We start from the raw sequence: 14,838 nt of genomic DNA on the forward strand, positions 1-14,838 counted from the left end.
TATTACTCCGCAACGAGCAGATCGAGCGCTTCACACAGCCAGTGGCCGATGAACATATGGGCTTCTTGGATACGCGCCGTTTCATCGTTGGCGATAATAATCGGTAATTTAGCGATATCTTTGACTTTACCACCATCACGACCCGTCAAGGCGACGGTGTACGCGCCGATCTCATTTGCTGCAGCCAAAGCGAGGTTGATGTTTGGGCTGGTGCCTGAAGTTGTTAAGCCAATCACCAAGTCTTGTGGTTTGCACAACGCCTGCACTTGGCGTTCAAATACCGTATCAAAGTGATAGTCGTTCGAATGAGCTGTAAGGATAGATGTGTCCGTCGTTAGCGCAATTGATGCTAACGGACCACGTTCTTTTTTGTAGCGAACAACAAACTCGGCCGCAAGGTGTTGCGCATCAGCAGCGCTGCCGCCATTACCAAACCAAATAACCTTACCACCTGCTTGGAGCGCCTTGTGGCATTGCGCTAATAACTGAGATGCTTCTTCTTGGTACTTATCCATTGTTTCAAAAAGAGCGCGGTGGCGAGCAAGGCTATCGAAATATGTAGCCGCTGCGTTGTCAGTATTGACCATGTTCATTCCTCATTCGCGAGTTTTAACGGCATTATTCCAAAGAGTTTTTAGAATTGCACGCTTTTGTACTAAGTACTGCGAGCGGGTATTCGCAGTATGTAGGTAAGGTAAGTAAGTTGACTGTACACAAAAAAGACAATCTTTGTCTTGCTATATAGTAGTGTGTGCAACTTTAATTAGCTATTAACGAAATTGCCACAAATATACTCTGCCAATGCCCTGCGCGCTTTGCTATCATTGCTCGATAGAATTTAGATCAGGCTTTGATAAGTGTCAGTGCACGGAAGTATTCCCTTAATCAGCGCAAAAAAACTAGCTAATGCAAAGCGTGTGCTTTACATGAGTCATTTAGCGATAGGTGATTACGTATATCAAGGCGTGTTTTTACAGCAGCTAGCGGCGACCTACCCGCATTTGCAAATTGATATTTGGTTTGACGATTGTCGCGACAACACAAAAACTTGGCACAGTGGTCGAAATCAAATTCTTAGCCAGTGGTTAGAAAGCGAACCCAATATTGGTACTTTGTATCCTAACCCAAGCTCTCCAAAGCAACGCCAACAGCAATTAACACAAGCTCAAAACGCCCAATACGACATCGTCTTTTTCATTGCGACACAACGCAGTGAACGCTTTTGTAAATACGCACGCCAAATCGCGGGCGATAACTTTGCAGCGGGTGCGTACTTGCTCAGCCCTTGGCAAAAGCTTTGTAATAGTGCCCATATAAAAGCACTAGATGCCAGCATTAGCATCAAGGAAAGTGCGCAGTTTGATCATATTAGTGAGTTTTACCAGCACCACTTTGGCGCCTTAATTGAGATGCCTCAGCCCGCTTTTGCATTTCAACAACTGCAAGTACCGCAATCTTATCTAGCGGCAGTGCAATCATCACAGAGCACGGATAACCTTGTTTTTATTAATCATTTATCCACTACTCACAAACGTGATTGGCAGTTGTCTCAAGTACTAGATTGCATTCGGGCAATGCATCACCGCCAACCGAATCTACAATTTATCATCAACGCGCCGACAGAAATGCTGCCCGCTTTAGAGAGTGAATTACAAGCTACTGATTTAGAGGGTATTCGCGTCACAACTTTTAGCGCCAAGCAACATTTTTTCCAATTACCGGCGATGATAAGCCATGCCAAAATTGTTATTAGTGTGGAAACAGCCATTATGCATCTGGCGGCAAGTCTGGGCGTCCCCGCTGTAGCTTTGATTCGAGAAAAGGCACATCATTGGCGACCGCTTGGCCCAGGTGAAGTGCTAGTTGGTAGCAAGCGCGTAGACAGTATCAGCGCGCAAACAGTGGCAGACAAGGCATTGGCACTGCTGGCCAATGCCTAGTTAGTGCTTACCAATATAAAGAAACGGACGCATGTCCATAGCTTTCATCAAACACATCGTTACCGTAGGTCAGCTGAGTTTCTACTCGGTAACCATCAATGATTTGGCTATTGAGAATTTGTAGCTCTTGCGCACCAGTGTAACGCTCAGAGTCATTATCCTGCATAGTCAGCTTCAGCTGCCACAGTGAATCCATATCCTGCTGGTAGTCCAGTACCAAGGCATGCACCTCAGCAGGAACACCGTCACCAAAGATACGTCTATCGCCCGCATAGTGGCCAAAAACAAAGCCATCGTTTGTGTTACCGTAGCGGTATAGACCGTTTGTGTACCAGCTCGTTTTCCACTTATTGTATTCATAACGCGCCGAAATGCTGGACGTTAACTGCGGCAAATACAAACCAAAGGATGTTACTTGGTTACCTAAACTGTAGTTACTACCCCCTTGGGTATCTTCACCACCGTATTCAAAGTAAAACTCTGCAGGCATCCCCCAATCAAAATAGAAAGTCGAGGTGAGGGAAGCTAGTTGGTCACCCAACTCCGTATCGCGCTCTTCTTCGGAATAACTATTGTCACTGCCTGCAGGGTCAAAAAACGCATCGAATACGTCTTTGAAGTCCACTTCGCGAGGGCCACCACCAAATTGCATAATGCGGTTTAGGCCAACTTTCCAACCTTGCACTGGTTCAAAACTAATGTGAGTTCCAGCCACGCGAGGACTGCCGTCGTACCACTCACCTTGATATTGAATGCCTTCTTTAACTGACTCTAATTCGGTGTAATACAACTCAAAATCGAAATTCCACCAGTTATGGGCTGGAGCAACCATGCCCAGTGAAATTGATGGTGATGTTTTAGCGTTGGTCGAGACCATTTGCGCAGCTGTTTTAAACGGCGAGAACCAATGTTCTTTGTAGCCCACATTCAACTGTAAATCTTCACCAGCAATCGCCACAAAGGTATTGTAAGGCACAAGATCGCCCGCTTCGGCGCGATACTCCAAGCCCACTTGCATCAACATGGCATTGTTTGGGCGCCAGATCCCTTCAAACATCACCTGTCCCCACTCATCTGTGGTTAGGCCACGTTGATTAGCAATCGGTGTCGTCTTATCGTGCTCGTAACGCAGCGTGACACCGGCTCGAGTCACGGCATCATTGCTACGATAGGCTTTTAATTTGGTAGTAATGGAGCGGTGCAAAGCAGGATCTTTTGTTTTGAGCTGACCTAAAGCTTTGTCAATTTCGCTCATACGGTAGGGTTTAGCCATTGGCGTGCCCGTTGTTTTGATAAACATACGGTCAATTTGCTGTTCCAAATTCACATCATAGCCTACTGGCAAATACGCAGTTGGCTTGGCGTGCGCATAACCCGTTGCAGCACACAACAAAACACCAGCTACGAGGGAGCTGGTCAGTTTATATCCATTCATTTGCTTTCCTAGCGCTTCATTATAATGACGCAGATACTAACAAATTGATTCGCATTACTCAGCAGTTAAATTGTAAAGCTTTGGCTTCGCTCTCATCTCAGGGTACACTTACCCTTTGCCATTGATTCAATTGATTGCTTTGATTTCTCGCTTTTTTTATACCCTTATTCTTACCTTATTAATGCCACTCGTGTGGTTGTATTTGTATGGCCTACGTGGGCGCAAAAACCCCGGCTACCGCGAGCACTTTACTGAGCGCTTTGGCTTTACCAAGGCCCGAGGCGATATCATTTTACATTGTGCGTCTGTAGGAGAGGTGCTGGCCACTGCTCCACTCATCAAAGCCCTCCTAAATGATGAGAGTCATTACACTTTAGTGATCAGCACCAATACGCCAACAGGCCGAGAGCAAATTAATCAACTCTTTGCCAATGAAATTGCCACACAGCGTGTTCATGTAACTTATTTACCGTTTGACTTACCACTTTCGCAACGGCGCTTTGTTCGCCGCAGCCAAGCAAAACTGCTCGCTATTATTGAAACTGAGCTGTGGCCTAACTTGCTACACAGTGCTAAAACCGCAGGGCTAAGCACCTTGGTTATCAATGCCCGCTTGTCAGAAAAATCAGCGCAAGGTTATGCCCGCGTAGCGCCGCTAACACACGCTATTTTGAACGACATAGACTTACTTGCCTGCCACCACCAAGACGATGGCGAACGCTTTGTTGCACTGGGGCTGGCTCCTGAAAAGTTAACAATTACCGGCTCTATCAAATTTGATATCAGTGTGAGTGAGATGCAGCGCGAGCAAGCGCTCAATGAAAGGCAATGCTTAGGTGAAAGACCTATTTGGATAGCTGGTTCAACTCACCCTGGAGAGCCAGAGATTTTGATTGCAGCACACAATAAGGTTCGAGAAAGCTTCCCTGATGCTGTACTTATAGTTGCTCCTCGTCACCCAGAGCAATTCGATAAAGTCGCTCAATTACTCGGCGAACTGGGCGTGACATTTAGCCGCAGAAGCCAAGACGCTTACCAAGGTGAAGCTGTACTGCTAGCAGATACCCTAGGCGAACTCACCATGCTTTATGGCACTGCGGATGTGGCTTTTATCGGTGGGAGTTTAATCACCCGAGGAGGCCATAACCCCCTCGAAGCCTGTGCGCATGGCATTGCTGTATTAAGTGGTAAACACACTTTCAACTTTGATCATGTATACCCCGCGCTCATTGAGCAAGGCGGAGCCCGCTTTGTTGATGAACAAACGTTGGCCACTGAGCTACTCGACTTATTACAAGATACCCAAACGCGCACCCAAATGGGCCAACAAGGCTTGGAAGTTGTAAAACAAAATCAAGGTGCGATAGCACGCACCGTCACCTTAATAAAAGGCACCTTGAATTCAGGAGTAGCATCATGACTCAGTGTGAACAAGCGATGCGCGAATGGGTTCGCGCGGTCATCGTAAAATACAACTTTTGCCCATTTGCGCGCAAAGAGATGGAAAACAACACTATCCGCTATCATATCAGTGGTGCATCAACGGCCGAAGATGCAGTGATGGACACCTTGGAACAATGCCAAGTACTCAATGAGTATCCGGAAATTGAAACCACATTGGTGTGCTTTGAACACGGTTTTACTGACTTTGCAGACTTTCTCGACCTGATTGATTTAGCCAACGCGCTGTTAGTCGCGCAAGGATTTGAAGGCACTTACCAGCTTGCCCACTTCCACCCTGATTACGTGTTCGCCGACAGCACCGATAACGATGCGGCTAATTACACCAACCGTGCCCCCTACCCTACGCTGCACATTATCCGTGAAGAAAGTATGGAGCAAGCGCTTGAAAGTTATGATGAGCCAGAAAGTATTCCCGACAACAATATGCGCCTAGCAAGACGCAAAGGTGCAAAGTTTTGGCAGGATTTACTTAACAAGTGTGGGCACAAAACACAGAAGTAACCAACACCATAAGTTCCACTTAAAGCTTAATATGAAATGTTAGATAAGCCTTCAAATTGAGATCTGGTCGCGGTAGCGACAACACCTAAGGGGTGGTTTACGCCCCCCCTTGAGAACCCCGAAGCGCCCCAAGATTGCATTATTTCCTCAACGCGCCACGAGAAATGAACCTAACCAACATGCACAGGACATCCCTGCCCTGAGCATGTTTTCGCTCGTAGTCCAAGCGAGGGATTAGGCCGATAAACCTACGTTCTACAGAAAGTCTAAAAAATCTGTAATTCCGAAAAAAGCGAAAAGCGGGTATTTATCTTACTGGCACTTCGATCTTATATCTCTATCGTGTCAGTCGATAAATTTAATTACTCTCGAAATCATTGCTCTTTTCAGATGAAACTAAAATTTATAAATAAATCCAACACCTACTTCAGCTTCGAAATCACTGCGTGCAATGGGGCTATCTCTAACTTCACTACTGAAATACTCAAATAGTGCTTCGCCATAGATTTGCCAATCACTGTTGATGTTTTTTCGGTAGTTATAATCGATACCAACCGAACGCAATCCCCCACTTAAATTTGTTTCCTCTAAGCCAGATGAAGCTGATTGCATAGCATAAATTCCAAACCCTTTGTTAGCGTAATCACTGTCGTGTAAAACAAAATTAACTTCAGAACCTGTGCCTTCAGTTTGCTCGCCGAATCGACGACCAACACCAAATAACGCCATTGTCGGTGGCCTGACAATCAAAAAGCGCATGTTGGCACCCCAACAAAACAAAAAAGGCCAATGTTCTCACATTGACCCTTTAAAAACGCATTAGTCGACGTCTCGACCACTTTTACGCTGGTTTCAGCGCCGCTTTCTTCTCATTGTAACCACGGATCAACTCATCCACCGTGTCTTGACAATATTCGCGAAGTCCCGATACCAGCATGTGCTTCTCACCGCGGCCAATCACTTCATCATTTTCAAGTAAATCAAAGCGTAAGACGATTTTGCCGCGCTTACCTTCGTACGTGAACTCATGCTCAGCTTCACGCAGCTGTGGCGCAACCGCATCAAGTTTATCAAGGTGAATGCTCATTGATTCGTAGATAATCATCGGGCGCGCAGGGTTAATCATCACCCCTTTCGTGGCCATCAACGGGATTACTACGTGCGGGAATGCTTTACCTGAGAACTCAACGTAGTTCTTAATTAATGCATTAGTCAGCGTTTTGCAGGCATTGTTATTACCTTCACGCGCCACACTGAGGTAACACTTGTCGCCATCTTTGATGTCGAACTGTGCTGCGCCCTCTGGCATACCTAGCTTTACGCCTTCATCAACCATGTTGGCGAAAGTAAAACGCATTTGCTCGTTAATACCATACTTATCAAGGACTACAGAGAATAGTAAGTCACCTGGCACACAGAATTTTTTCGCTTCAACATCATGAAGTGGATTGAAATCATCAGCAACGCCTTTGGCAAAACGGCTGCCCTGTTCGCGGGTAATACACACGTGGGTGCCAAAATCTTGATAATACTGCTCTAACATATTTGCTCTACTTGAGTACAAAAAAACTGCGGCAGTGTAACAAAAAATACGCAAAGAGAGGTCGTATCTGTTGTGTTTTACCACAATTTGGCACAAAAAAAGCCGTCTTGTGAGCAAGACGGCTGGTATTTCTCACAATTTTATTAGTTAAAATCGCGGTATGCTTTCTCTAGTTTTTTCGCTTGCTTCTTAGAAACACCTAAGTGCTCAAGGGCAACACGTAGACGTGCACGAGACATATCAGAACCCAAGATTTCCATCGCATCAATAACAGAAGTCGATGATTTCTTGCCCGTAATTGCAACGAAAATTGGTTCTAGGAAATCTTTAATTTTAAGCTCGTGGAACGTCGCTACTTTCTTCGCAATGGCGAAGATTTCAGATTTTTCCCATGTACGCAGCACTTCAAGTTCCCAAATGAAGAACTGTAACGCTTGGCGCACTACATCTTCTTCTACCTTGCCGTCTGTTAGTAGTGCAGGATCGTAATGCGGCATACCAGCAACAAAGTGACCTGCTAAGTCCACAAGATCAGATAGCGTATCGATACGAGCTTTCGCTTCAGGCAAGATGCGCTGTAGCATAGCACCATTGTATTTCCACTCGACAAATCGCTGAATAAGCTGCTCGTCAGAGAAGTCTTCACGTAACCAAGTACCATTTAACCACTTCAGTTTTTCTACGTCGAATACCGGGCCGCCCAGTGATACACGCTTCATATCGAAGTGCTCAATCATCTCTTCCAAGGTGAACTTTTCGCGCTCATCAGGCATAGACCAACCCATACGACCTAGGTAGTTCAATACCGCTTCTGGTAAGAAGCCCATTTCTTTGTAGTAGTTGATTGAAGTCGGGTTCTTACGTTTCGATAATTTCGACTTATCTGGGTTACGAAGCAGAGGTAAGTGACCAAGCACAGGTGGCTGCCAGCCGAAATCTTCATATAGTTTTAATAGCTTAGGTGCTGAGTTAATCCACTCTTCACCACGGAAGATGTGACTGATTTGCATGTGGTGGTCATCAACAACGTTTGCAAGGAAGTAAGTCGGGAAGCCGTCTTGCTTCAATAGTACCTGCATGTCGACGTTTTCCCACGGGATCTCAATGTCGCCACGTAGGTAGTCGTTGAACGTGAATGTGCCCTCAGCAGGGATTTTCATACGGATCACGTATGGTTTGCCCGCTTCAAGGTTTGCCTTTACTTCATCTTCGCTTAGGTTCAAGCCACGACCATCGTATTTAGGGCGCAGACCTTCAGCCATTTGCTGCTCACGCATTTCATCAAGTTCTTCAGCAGTGGCAAAACAGTAAAATGCCTTACCTTGCTCTACTAATTGATGTGCATATTTGCGGTATAAATCAGAGCGCTCAGACTGGCGATAAGGGCCAAACTCACCGCCCACATCTGGACCATGATCCCATTGCAGGCCTAACCACTTTAAGCTGTCCATGATTGCTTGTTCAGACTCAGACGTGCTGCGTACCTGATCCGTATCTTCGATACGTAATACAAATTCACCGCCCTGCTGCTTAGCAAAGCAATAGTTAAATAGGGCAATGTAGGCTGTGCCTAGGTGCGGATCACCCGTTGGTGACGGGGCAACGCGGGTACGAACAATCTTGTTCTCAGTCATGCTAGCTTCTCTTTCATTTAGCAACTAAAAATTTGCTGCAAATGCTAGCACAAAGGCGGGTAATTTCGTAGCACAAAACACCGCAATGAACACACAGACTAGAGATAATTTACTGGGTGTTTCATTGCGGGGAAGGAATCGGGATTTATGCTGCTAACTTATCAAGATAAGCAACGATATCTGATGATTCATACATCCACTGCACTTGACCATTTTCTTCGATACGCAGGCATGGCACTTTTACCTTGCCACCTTGCTCTGCTAACTCTTGGCGATAGTTGTCATCGTTTTTAGCATCACGGGTTTCAATCTTGAGACCGTTGCGTTTAATCGAGCGACGTACTTTTACGCAAAACGGGCATGCATGAAATTGATACAAAGCCATGTTCGCAGTTTGCGCATCTAACTGCTGCTGGGCTTGCGGTTCACGCTTTTTACTACGCGGGGTAAAAATGAAATTGAAAAACAAAATGATGCGGCCTAAAAACCAACGTACAAACTTCATAAGCACTCTTATCGCTAACAATTTTGGGGCGCAGAGTGTATCACGTCGGTTAAAATAGCTCCAACATGTCGTCGTCAAAGCCTTCACCGTAGTCGCCTGAAAGATTGGCCGTTGGCAGCTCGTGGAAATTAACGACTTGGTTTCGACCACCATTTTTTGCTGCGTACAGAGCAGTGTCAGCTTTTTGCACTAACTGCGGCACCATGTCACTGCCAATGAGTTGGCAAAAACCGCAACTCACGGTAAGCGATTTAACTCGTGGAAACTCTCGTTTAGCGATGTTACGTCGGCACGCATCCAGCATCTGCTTCGCCTGCTGCATATCATTGGCACGAAACAGCACAGTAAACTCCTCACCACCGTATCGAAATACGAAGTCTTTGTGGTCAAAGCTGTCACGGAGCATGCGCGCCACTAAGATGATCACTTCATCACCTATAACATGACCAAAATTATCATTCACCTCTTTGAAATGATCGATGTCTATCATGGCTAAAAACCAATTTGGCACATCGCCTAACTCAGACAACAGATGGTTTTGCTGCAGAATATCCATGACTTCGCTATCAAAGGATTGACGATTAAGGAGTTCGGTCAATGGGTCGAGACGAGAGCGGTAAAGTAAGTACTGCTGATTAGCGTAAATATTCAAAATATTAGTGATGACAAACGCGTTTTCTAACTTGGCCAGTACCTTACTTTGAGCAACGACAAAGCCAATCAACTTGCCATTTCTGTGCATGGGAAAGAAACAGTGCTTGCCGTCTTGGCCTGAAATGCGCACCAATTCACAATCCAAAGTCTGCATTGCGTTACTGACCTGCTTGTTGTTATAAGCAGGAAACCCCTGCGATGCAAACACACAAATAGGCTGCGGCTGTGCGCCAACATTTTTATCCATATAAAGCGCGAAGTAGCTGTCTTCAAGCAGGTGCTCAAGGATGTTTTTCAATTCCAAGTCTAGTTCACATTCACTCAACTTTTGCGTGAGTGCAATCATCCATTGATGGCCGCAATGATTACTTTTCATCCATTGTCGTAATGTTGCCTACTAAGTTTGTTAAGTGTAGTCTGGCTAGTCCAAAAAGCTAACGAAATCATCGCGGTGGATTAGCATCGCACCATTATCATAGCCAAGCACCGTTTCCTTTGGTTCAGCTGGTCTGGCTAACAATAGAGCCAACTCGTCACTGTGATACCGAGCGACCCCTTTACCTACACTTTCTCCATGTGAATCAAGAACATGTACCAGCTCACCACGGCGAAACTCACCCGCAAAGGACGTAATGCCCACAATCAACAAACTCGCGCCATGATTGCGAATCGCATTGGCGGCACCAGCATCAACATGCACTTGCGCCTTGCTCAATGGGCCCGCTAACAACCAGCGTTTATGCGTATTTTTCGGCGCCGTTAAACTAACAAAGCGAGTGCCTAGCTGTTGTTCTAAACAATTGATGATCACATCTTCACCGTGCCCAGCACTTATCACCACATCGACTCCGGCATGGCGAGCGATACTCGCCGCCTCTATTTTGGTGGCCATGCCACCGGTACCCACGGCCGTACCACTGCCACCAGCAAGCGCTTTTACAGACTCATCGATATGGCGAATTTCAGGAATAAGTTCAGCATCTGGGTTTGAGCGCGGATCGGCACTAAACAAGCCTGGTTGGTCAGTTAACAGTAATAATTTATCGGCGTCAGCAAGCACCGCAACTCGTGCCGAGAGGTTATCGTTGTCACCGACTTTAATCTGCGCGGTAGCAACTGCATCATTCTCGTTAATGATGGGGATAGCGCCTTCTTTGAGCAATGCAAGTAAGGTATCACGGGCATTGAGGTAACGTTCACGGTCGTCTAAGTCAGCGCGAGTAAGTAACATTTGCCCAACAGGCACGCCATAAAGAGCAAATAAGCTTTGCCAGGTGTGCAACAGTTGGCTTTGGCCAATCGCCGCCAACATTTGCTTTTGTGCCAAGGTTTCATTGCTAGGGGTGCGGCCAAGTAGTTCTCGCCCTGCGGCTACTGCGCCGCTAGACACCAAAACAATATGGTTTCCCGCCTTTTGCAGATGCACGCATTGACGCACCAATTCCACCATGTGCGCGCGGTCTAACCCTTGACCATTATTGGTCAAGACACTGGTGCCTAATTTAATGACGATTGTTTGCCCGTTTGGTTGCGCTTGTGTTTGCACTCGTTGCTGCCCTCATATCCCGAATGTGCTCCATTATTACCCCAAGCACGGGCGAATAAACAAGTTAATTTAATTCAAGTGTGCTAGCATCTCGACACGTTTTTTCGACTTCGTTTTACCCCTATGCCTGCAAGTCTTTGCTTAATAATCGCGACCTTCCTTTGGGGGAGTTCATTTATATCCCTGAAATACGCAGTGGGCGCGTATGACCCAACGATTGTTATCTTCTTGCGTATGCTTACAACTCTGGCTGTAAGTCTGTGTTTATGGCGTTTTGTAAAACGTTTCGAATATCAAAAAGGCGATTGGAAATACCTAGTGGGAATGAGCTTGGCGGAGCCCTGTTTATACTTCTTATTTGAAGGCCACGCCATGGAATACACGTCTGCATCGCAAGCTGGTGTCATCGTTTCATGTTTACCATTGATTATTGCTGTGCTCGCCTTCTTTATGCTTAAAGAGCATATCAGCCGCGCCATCATTGTCGGCTTTACCCTGTGTATTGGCGGCAGTATCTTGCTCACTGCCGTATCACCGAGTTCTGAACAAGCGCCTAATCCACTACTGGGGAACACCCTTGAGTTTCTCGCCATGATGTGTGCGGCGTTTTACACAATAAGTGTTAAACATTTGAGTGCCCGTTATGCACCGCTCACCCTTATTGCACTGCAAGGTCTTGCTGGTTCTTTGTTTTTCTCACCGTTTTTACTGTTTGTAGACATGCCGCAAGAACACGACCCTATCGCGTTTGCTCATATTCTGTATTTGGGCACGTTCGTTACCCTTGGCGGTTACGGCATGTATAACTACGCCATCAGCAAAGTATCGGTGCTAACTGCTGCCGCATATTCTAATTTGATCCCTATTTTTACCCTTCTGCTCAGCGCCATTGTGTTGAGTGAAGTACTCACCCTTTGGCAATGGCTGAGCATCGCGGTAGTGTTTGTGGGCGTAATGGTAAGTCAACGCCATCAAGCTGTTGTGGTTGATATGGAAGAAGATGACATTAACCTAGATGCCGACACCAACAAACGTAAATCAGTCCCAGCGACAGGTGAATTGAAAGGGTAACACGTCACCAAGTGCAGCCCATCGCTCATCGCCAAGTCGGTATCACTTTCGTGGACAACTTGCTTGGCTGTAATGCGGTAGCGCTCAGTGTGTCCATCTCGTAACGTCAGCACCACTTCGTCACCCACCTTCACGTGACGCAAAAAAGCAAAGTGGGTGTCATTGTGCGCTGCAATAACACTGCCTCCCTGTTCACCTAGTGGACTCGATGCCAAATCATGGGCTGGCGCGAACGCCAAATTGCGACCACTGCTGCCTGCCAAAACGTAACGTTCAATATCGAGTTTTGGTACAGCTAACTTGGCCACAACATGGGTATCGGCGTAGTACCAAGGAGCCACATCGGCCCCTTGACGCTCAAGGCTTTGTTGCCAAGCCCGCTCTATAAGGGCCTGCGCCAACCACGCCTTGGCTTGCATGTAAGTGCCATGGGCAAAAAAGCTTGCCCCCAAGATAAACACGCCCACGATGAGCAAACGACGTTGGCGAATGCTCAGTAACCTAGCCATGGCGAACACCTCTGGTTTTGTAACTCCATACGACGGTAATAAGCATCAGTACTATGCCAATCACTAGCTGCCACATGGACTGACCATCCGTTTGTGCAAAACGCATCATGCTTTGATCTTTGGCGACGGGATTCGCGACTTGTTCATCATGCTCTGCAACCCTTGATGTTGGCACCTCTTCAATCGCGATAAAGGCGGTAAACGGGCTAAGCAACTGATGTTCAAGCGCTAAATCCAATACTTGCTGGCGCACCAAGTCGTGCTGATTATAAAGCAATAAAGAGGAAATTTGCTGACGTGCCCACAACCGAGCAATGGCTTCGCTGTGAGGATAGCGAGCAGTAGTGTCATGCATCGGCATGCGCATCTGTAATGGACCAAACTGGCTGTTAGCGTCAATCACTATGTCTTGTTGCTGCGGTGCGAGCTTGATGGCGACCATAATGGGCTCACCAAAGTACAAATCAGGCAATGGTTTTGGCCAATAATCGAGTTCAGGAGTCGTTGAACCACTTAGCTGCACATCTCGAATTGCAGGGTTTTGCAGACGTTCAAACAACTTCTTCATCTGGCTTTGCACTTCACTACTGTGGCTAATAAAAGTGAAACTACCGCGACCTACATGCGCTGCACGACGCATAAAATAAGCGTTCGGCGCGCTACCTATGCCCACAGTGAACAAACGGCTATCGCCCAATTGTTGGCCAATTAATTGATACAAATCTTGCTCGTTACCCACACTACCATCGGTGAGAAACACAACTTGGCGAACATAGTCTTGGTGTAACTTACCATCAAGGGCATGATTCAGTGCATCGGCAATTTCAGTGCCGCCATCCGCTTGTAAGTTATACACAAAGCGCTCGGCTTCGGCGCGGTTAAATTCATTGGCAACCACAGCTTGCGGGCGGAACATCCGTGCGCTGCTGTCAAAATCGATAATGTTAAAGCTGTCGTTATCGTTGAGATTATCAAGCGCAAAAAACACCGCTTGTTTGGCTGCATCCATCGAACCACCATGCATGGAGCCAGAGCTATCAATCACAAAAATGATTTCGCGGGTCAAGCGCTGCGTGGTCATAAACTCATCACTTGGTGGCATCAGCATCATCAGGCCATAATCCCCTGACTTCGCAGTTTGGCGGAAAAAGGCAGCTTGCGCTTCATTGCTCGGCGCCACTTTGGCACGCAGCACAAAATCTCTGTTCATATCGTTATCAGTTAGTTGCACACGATAATGGCCAAAGCTTGGGTTAGTAATAACCGAGTGAAACTGGGGCGTTTGAATATGCTCTAATTCCAAGCCAAAATCGATATCAATGTCTACTTCCAGCAAGGGCTTATCACGCGTATCGCTATCGTGTTGTGGTTTAAGTTTTGCCACAAATTTGGGGCTCAACCAACCTTGCTCTGTGCCTGTCACTCGCCCTGATGTGGCACCTTCTAGGGAGGGCATTTCATAACGTTTGGGGTGATAACGGGGGGTAAATGTCATAGGTAGGCGCACACTTAATTGGGCACCGCGAAACGCTATCATCTCTTGGTAATTAAGCGTTATCTCTACTCTTTCACCCGGCCCGACATTAGCAAGGCGCGAGCTAAACATGTTGGCGCGCTGTTGCTTAACAATAGCAGCGCGCTTCCCTGCACGCTTGGCAACTTGGTACTGGCGCTCGGCCTCTTGTTTCTCCGAGATTTTGCCGATGATTTTGCGCTCCCCCACCGTCATAACCATGCCGTGCACTGCACTTTCACTTGGCAGCGGGAATAAATACTGGGCGTTAACGGCGAATGGATGACGGTTTTCAAATACTTGAGTGATTTCAACGTGATTGATGAGACCTGTGATCTGCATCGACGCTTTAGTGTGCAACAGCACACCCGGAGCAACGCTGACACCTTGGGCATCATCAAAGTTAAGTCGCGCTTGTGCGTTATCTTCTTGCGCTTGAGAAGTGGCACTGTACAAAAGAGATAAAAGGCTCACAGCAAACGCTGCGAGCACTTTGCTAGGACTACTCAACATAATCTTGTCC

General features: G+C 46.7%; 14 protein-coding genes. 4 read left to right on the top strand and 10 right to left on the bottom strand.

Annotation, left to right across the window (positions count from 1 at the left end; all coding sequences use genetic code 11):
- Window positions 1-2 precede the first annotated feature (2 nt).
- A complete protein-coding gene (locus V1358_RS07040; protein ID WP_347391727.1) occupies window positions 3-587 on the bottom strand; it encodes a D-sedoheptulose-7-phosphate isomerase in 585 nt (194 codons plus the stop codon).
- Window positions 588-926: 339 nt separating this feature from the next.
- Here V1358_RS07040 and V1358_RS07045 point away from each other — a divergent pair, with 339 nt between their 5' ends.
- Complete coding sequence (locus V1358_RS07045) at window positions 927-1,940, top strand: glycosyltransferase family 9 protein (RefSeq protein WP_347391726.1); 1,014 nt, start codon at window positions 927-929, stop codon at window positions 1,938-1,940.
- A 7-nt stretch (window positions 1,941-1,947) separates the two neighbouring features.
- On the opposite strand, the gene V1358_RS07050 is transcribed toward V1358_RS07045, so the two are convergent.
- Complete coding sequence (locus V1358_RS07050) at window positions 1,948-3,375, bottom strand: capsule assembly Wzi family protein (RefSeq protein ID WP_347393030.1); 1,428 nt, start codon at window positions 3,373-3,375, stop codon at window positions 1,948-1,950.
- A 142-nt stretch (window positions 3,376-3,517) separates the two neighbouring features.
- On the opposite strand from V1358_RS07050, the gene waaA reads away from it, so the two are divergent.
- Both waaA and V1358_RS07060 read left to right on the top strand, forming a co-directional pair.
- Window positions 3,518-4,795: a lipid IV(A) 3-deoxy-D-manno-octulosonic acid transferase gene (waaA, locus tag V1358_RS07055; RefSeq protein ID WP_347393174.1), complete on the top strand. Its 1,278-nt coding sequence runs from the start codon at window positions 3,518-3,520 to the stop codon at window positions 4,793-4,795.
- Window positions 4,792-5,340, top strand: a complete 549-nt coding sequence (locus V1358_RS07060) for a DUF1415 domain-containing protein (RefSeq protein ID WP_347393031.1) — start codon at window positions 4,792-4,794, stop codon at window positions 5,338-5,340. The genes waaA and V1358_RS07060 overlap by 4 nt, the downstream gene beginning before the upstream one ends.
- Before the next feature lie 396 nt (window positions 5,341-5,736).
- Here the strand turns inward: V1358_RS07060 and V1358_RS07065 are convergent, their stop codons facing one another.
- The 6 genes from V1358_RS07065 to proB all read right to left on the bottom strand — a co-directional run bounded on the left by V1358_RS07065 (window position 5,737) and on the right by proB (window position 11,222).
- A complete protein-coding gene (locus tag V1358_RS07065) occupies window positions 5,737-6,069 on the bottom strand; it encodes a MipA/OmpV family protein (RefSeq protein WP_347393032.1) in 333 nt (110 codons plus the stop codon).
- A gap of 112 nt (window positions 6,070-6,181) precedes the next feature.
- The gene (locus V1358_RS07070) at window positions 6,182-6,883 is read right to left on the bottom strand and encodes a DUF3581 family protein (protein WP_347391722.1); all 702 of its coding nucleotides are present in this window, start codon (window positions 6,881-6,883) and stop codon (window positions 6,182-6,184) included.
- Between the two features lie 143 nt (window positions 6,884-7,026).
- Window positions 7,027-8,517 carry a glutamate--tRNA ligase gene (gene gltX / locus V1358_RS07075; RefSeq protein WP_347393033.1) on the bottom strand — a complete coding sequence of 497 codons (1,491 nt, stop codon included), beginning with the start codon at window positions 8,515-8,517 and terminating at the stop codon, window positions 7,027-7,029.
- 145 nt (window positions 8,518-8,662) lie between these two features.
- Window positions 8,663-9,022: a glutaredoxin family protein gene (locus V1358_RS07080; RefSeq protein WP_347391720.1), complete on the bottom strand. Its 360-nt coding sequence runs from the start codon at window positions 9,020-9,022 to the stop codon at window positions 8,663-8,665.
- A 49-nt stretch (window positions 9,023-9,071) separates the two neighbouring features.
- A complete protein-coding gene (locus V1358_RS07085) occupies window positions 9,072-10,052 on the bottom strand; it encodes a GGDEF domain-containing protein (protein ID WP_347393034.1) in 981 nt (326 codons plus the stop codon).
- A gap of 45 nt (window positions 10,053-10,097) precedes the next feature.
- Window positions 10,098-11,222, bottom strand: coding sequence for a glutamate 5-kinase (gene proB, locus V1358_RS07090; protein ID WP_347393035.1), 1,125 nt, complete (start codon window positions 11,220-11,222; stop codon window positions 10,098-10,100).
- A gap of 123 nt (window positions 11,223-11,345) precedes the next feature.
- Here proB and V1358_RS07095 point away from each other — a divergent pair, with 123 nt between their 5' ends.
- Window positions 11,346-12,293 carry a DMT family transporter gene (locus V1358_RS07095; RefSeq protein WP_347391717.1) on the top strand — a complete coding sequence of 316 codons (948 nt, stop codon included), beginning with the start codon at window positions 11,346-11,348 and terminating at the stop codon, window positions 12,291-12,293.
- Here V1358_RS07095 and V1358_RS07100 read toward each other — a convergent pair.
- Both V1358_RS07100 and V1358_RS07105 read right to left on the bottom strand, forming a co-directional pair.
- A complete protein-coding gene (locus tag V1358_RS07100) occupies window positions 12,194-12,802 on the bottom strand; it encodes a class GN sortase (RefSeq protein ID WP_347393036.1) in 609 nt (202 codons plus the stop codon). The two genes, V1358_RS07095 and V1358_RS07100, sit on opposite strands and share 100 nt — an antisense overlap.
- The gene (locus V1358_RS07105) at window positions 12,795-14,828 is read right to left on the bottom strand and encodes a marine proteobacterial sortase target protein (protein WP_347393037.1); all 2,034 of its coding nucleotides are present in this window, start codon (window positions 14,826-14,828) and stop codon (window positions 12,795-12,797) included. The genes V1358_RS07100 and V1358_RS07105 overlap by 8 nt, the downstream gene beginning before the upstream one ends.
- Between the last annotated feature and the right edge of the window lie 10 nt (window positions 14,829-14,838).

The organism is Pseudoalteromonas pernae, assembly GCF_039831865.1.
Taxonomy (GTDB): domain Bacteria; phylum Pseudomonadota; class Gammaproteobacteria; order Enterobacterales; family Alteromonadaceae; genus Pseudoalteromonas; species Pseudoalteromonas pernae.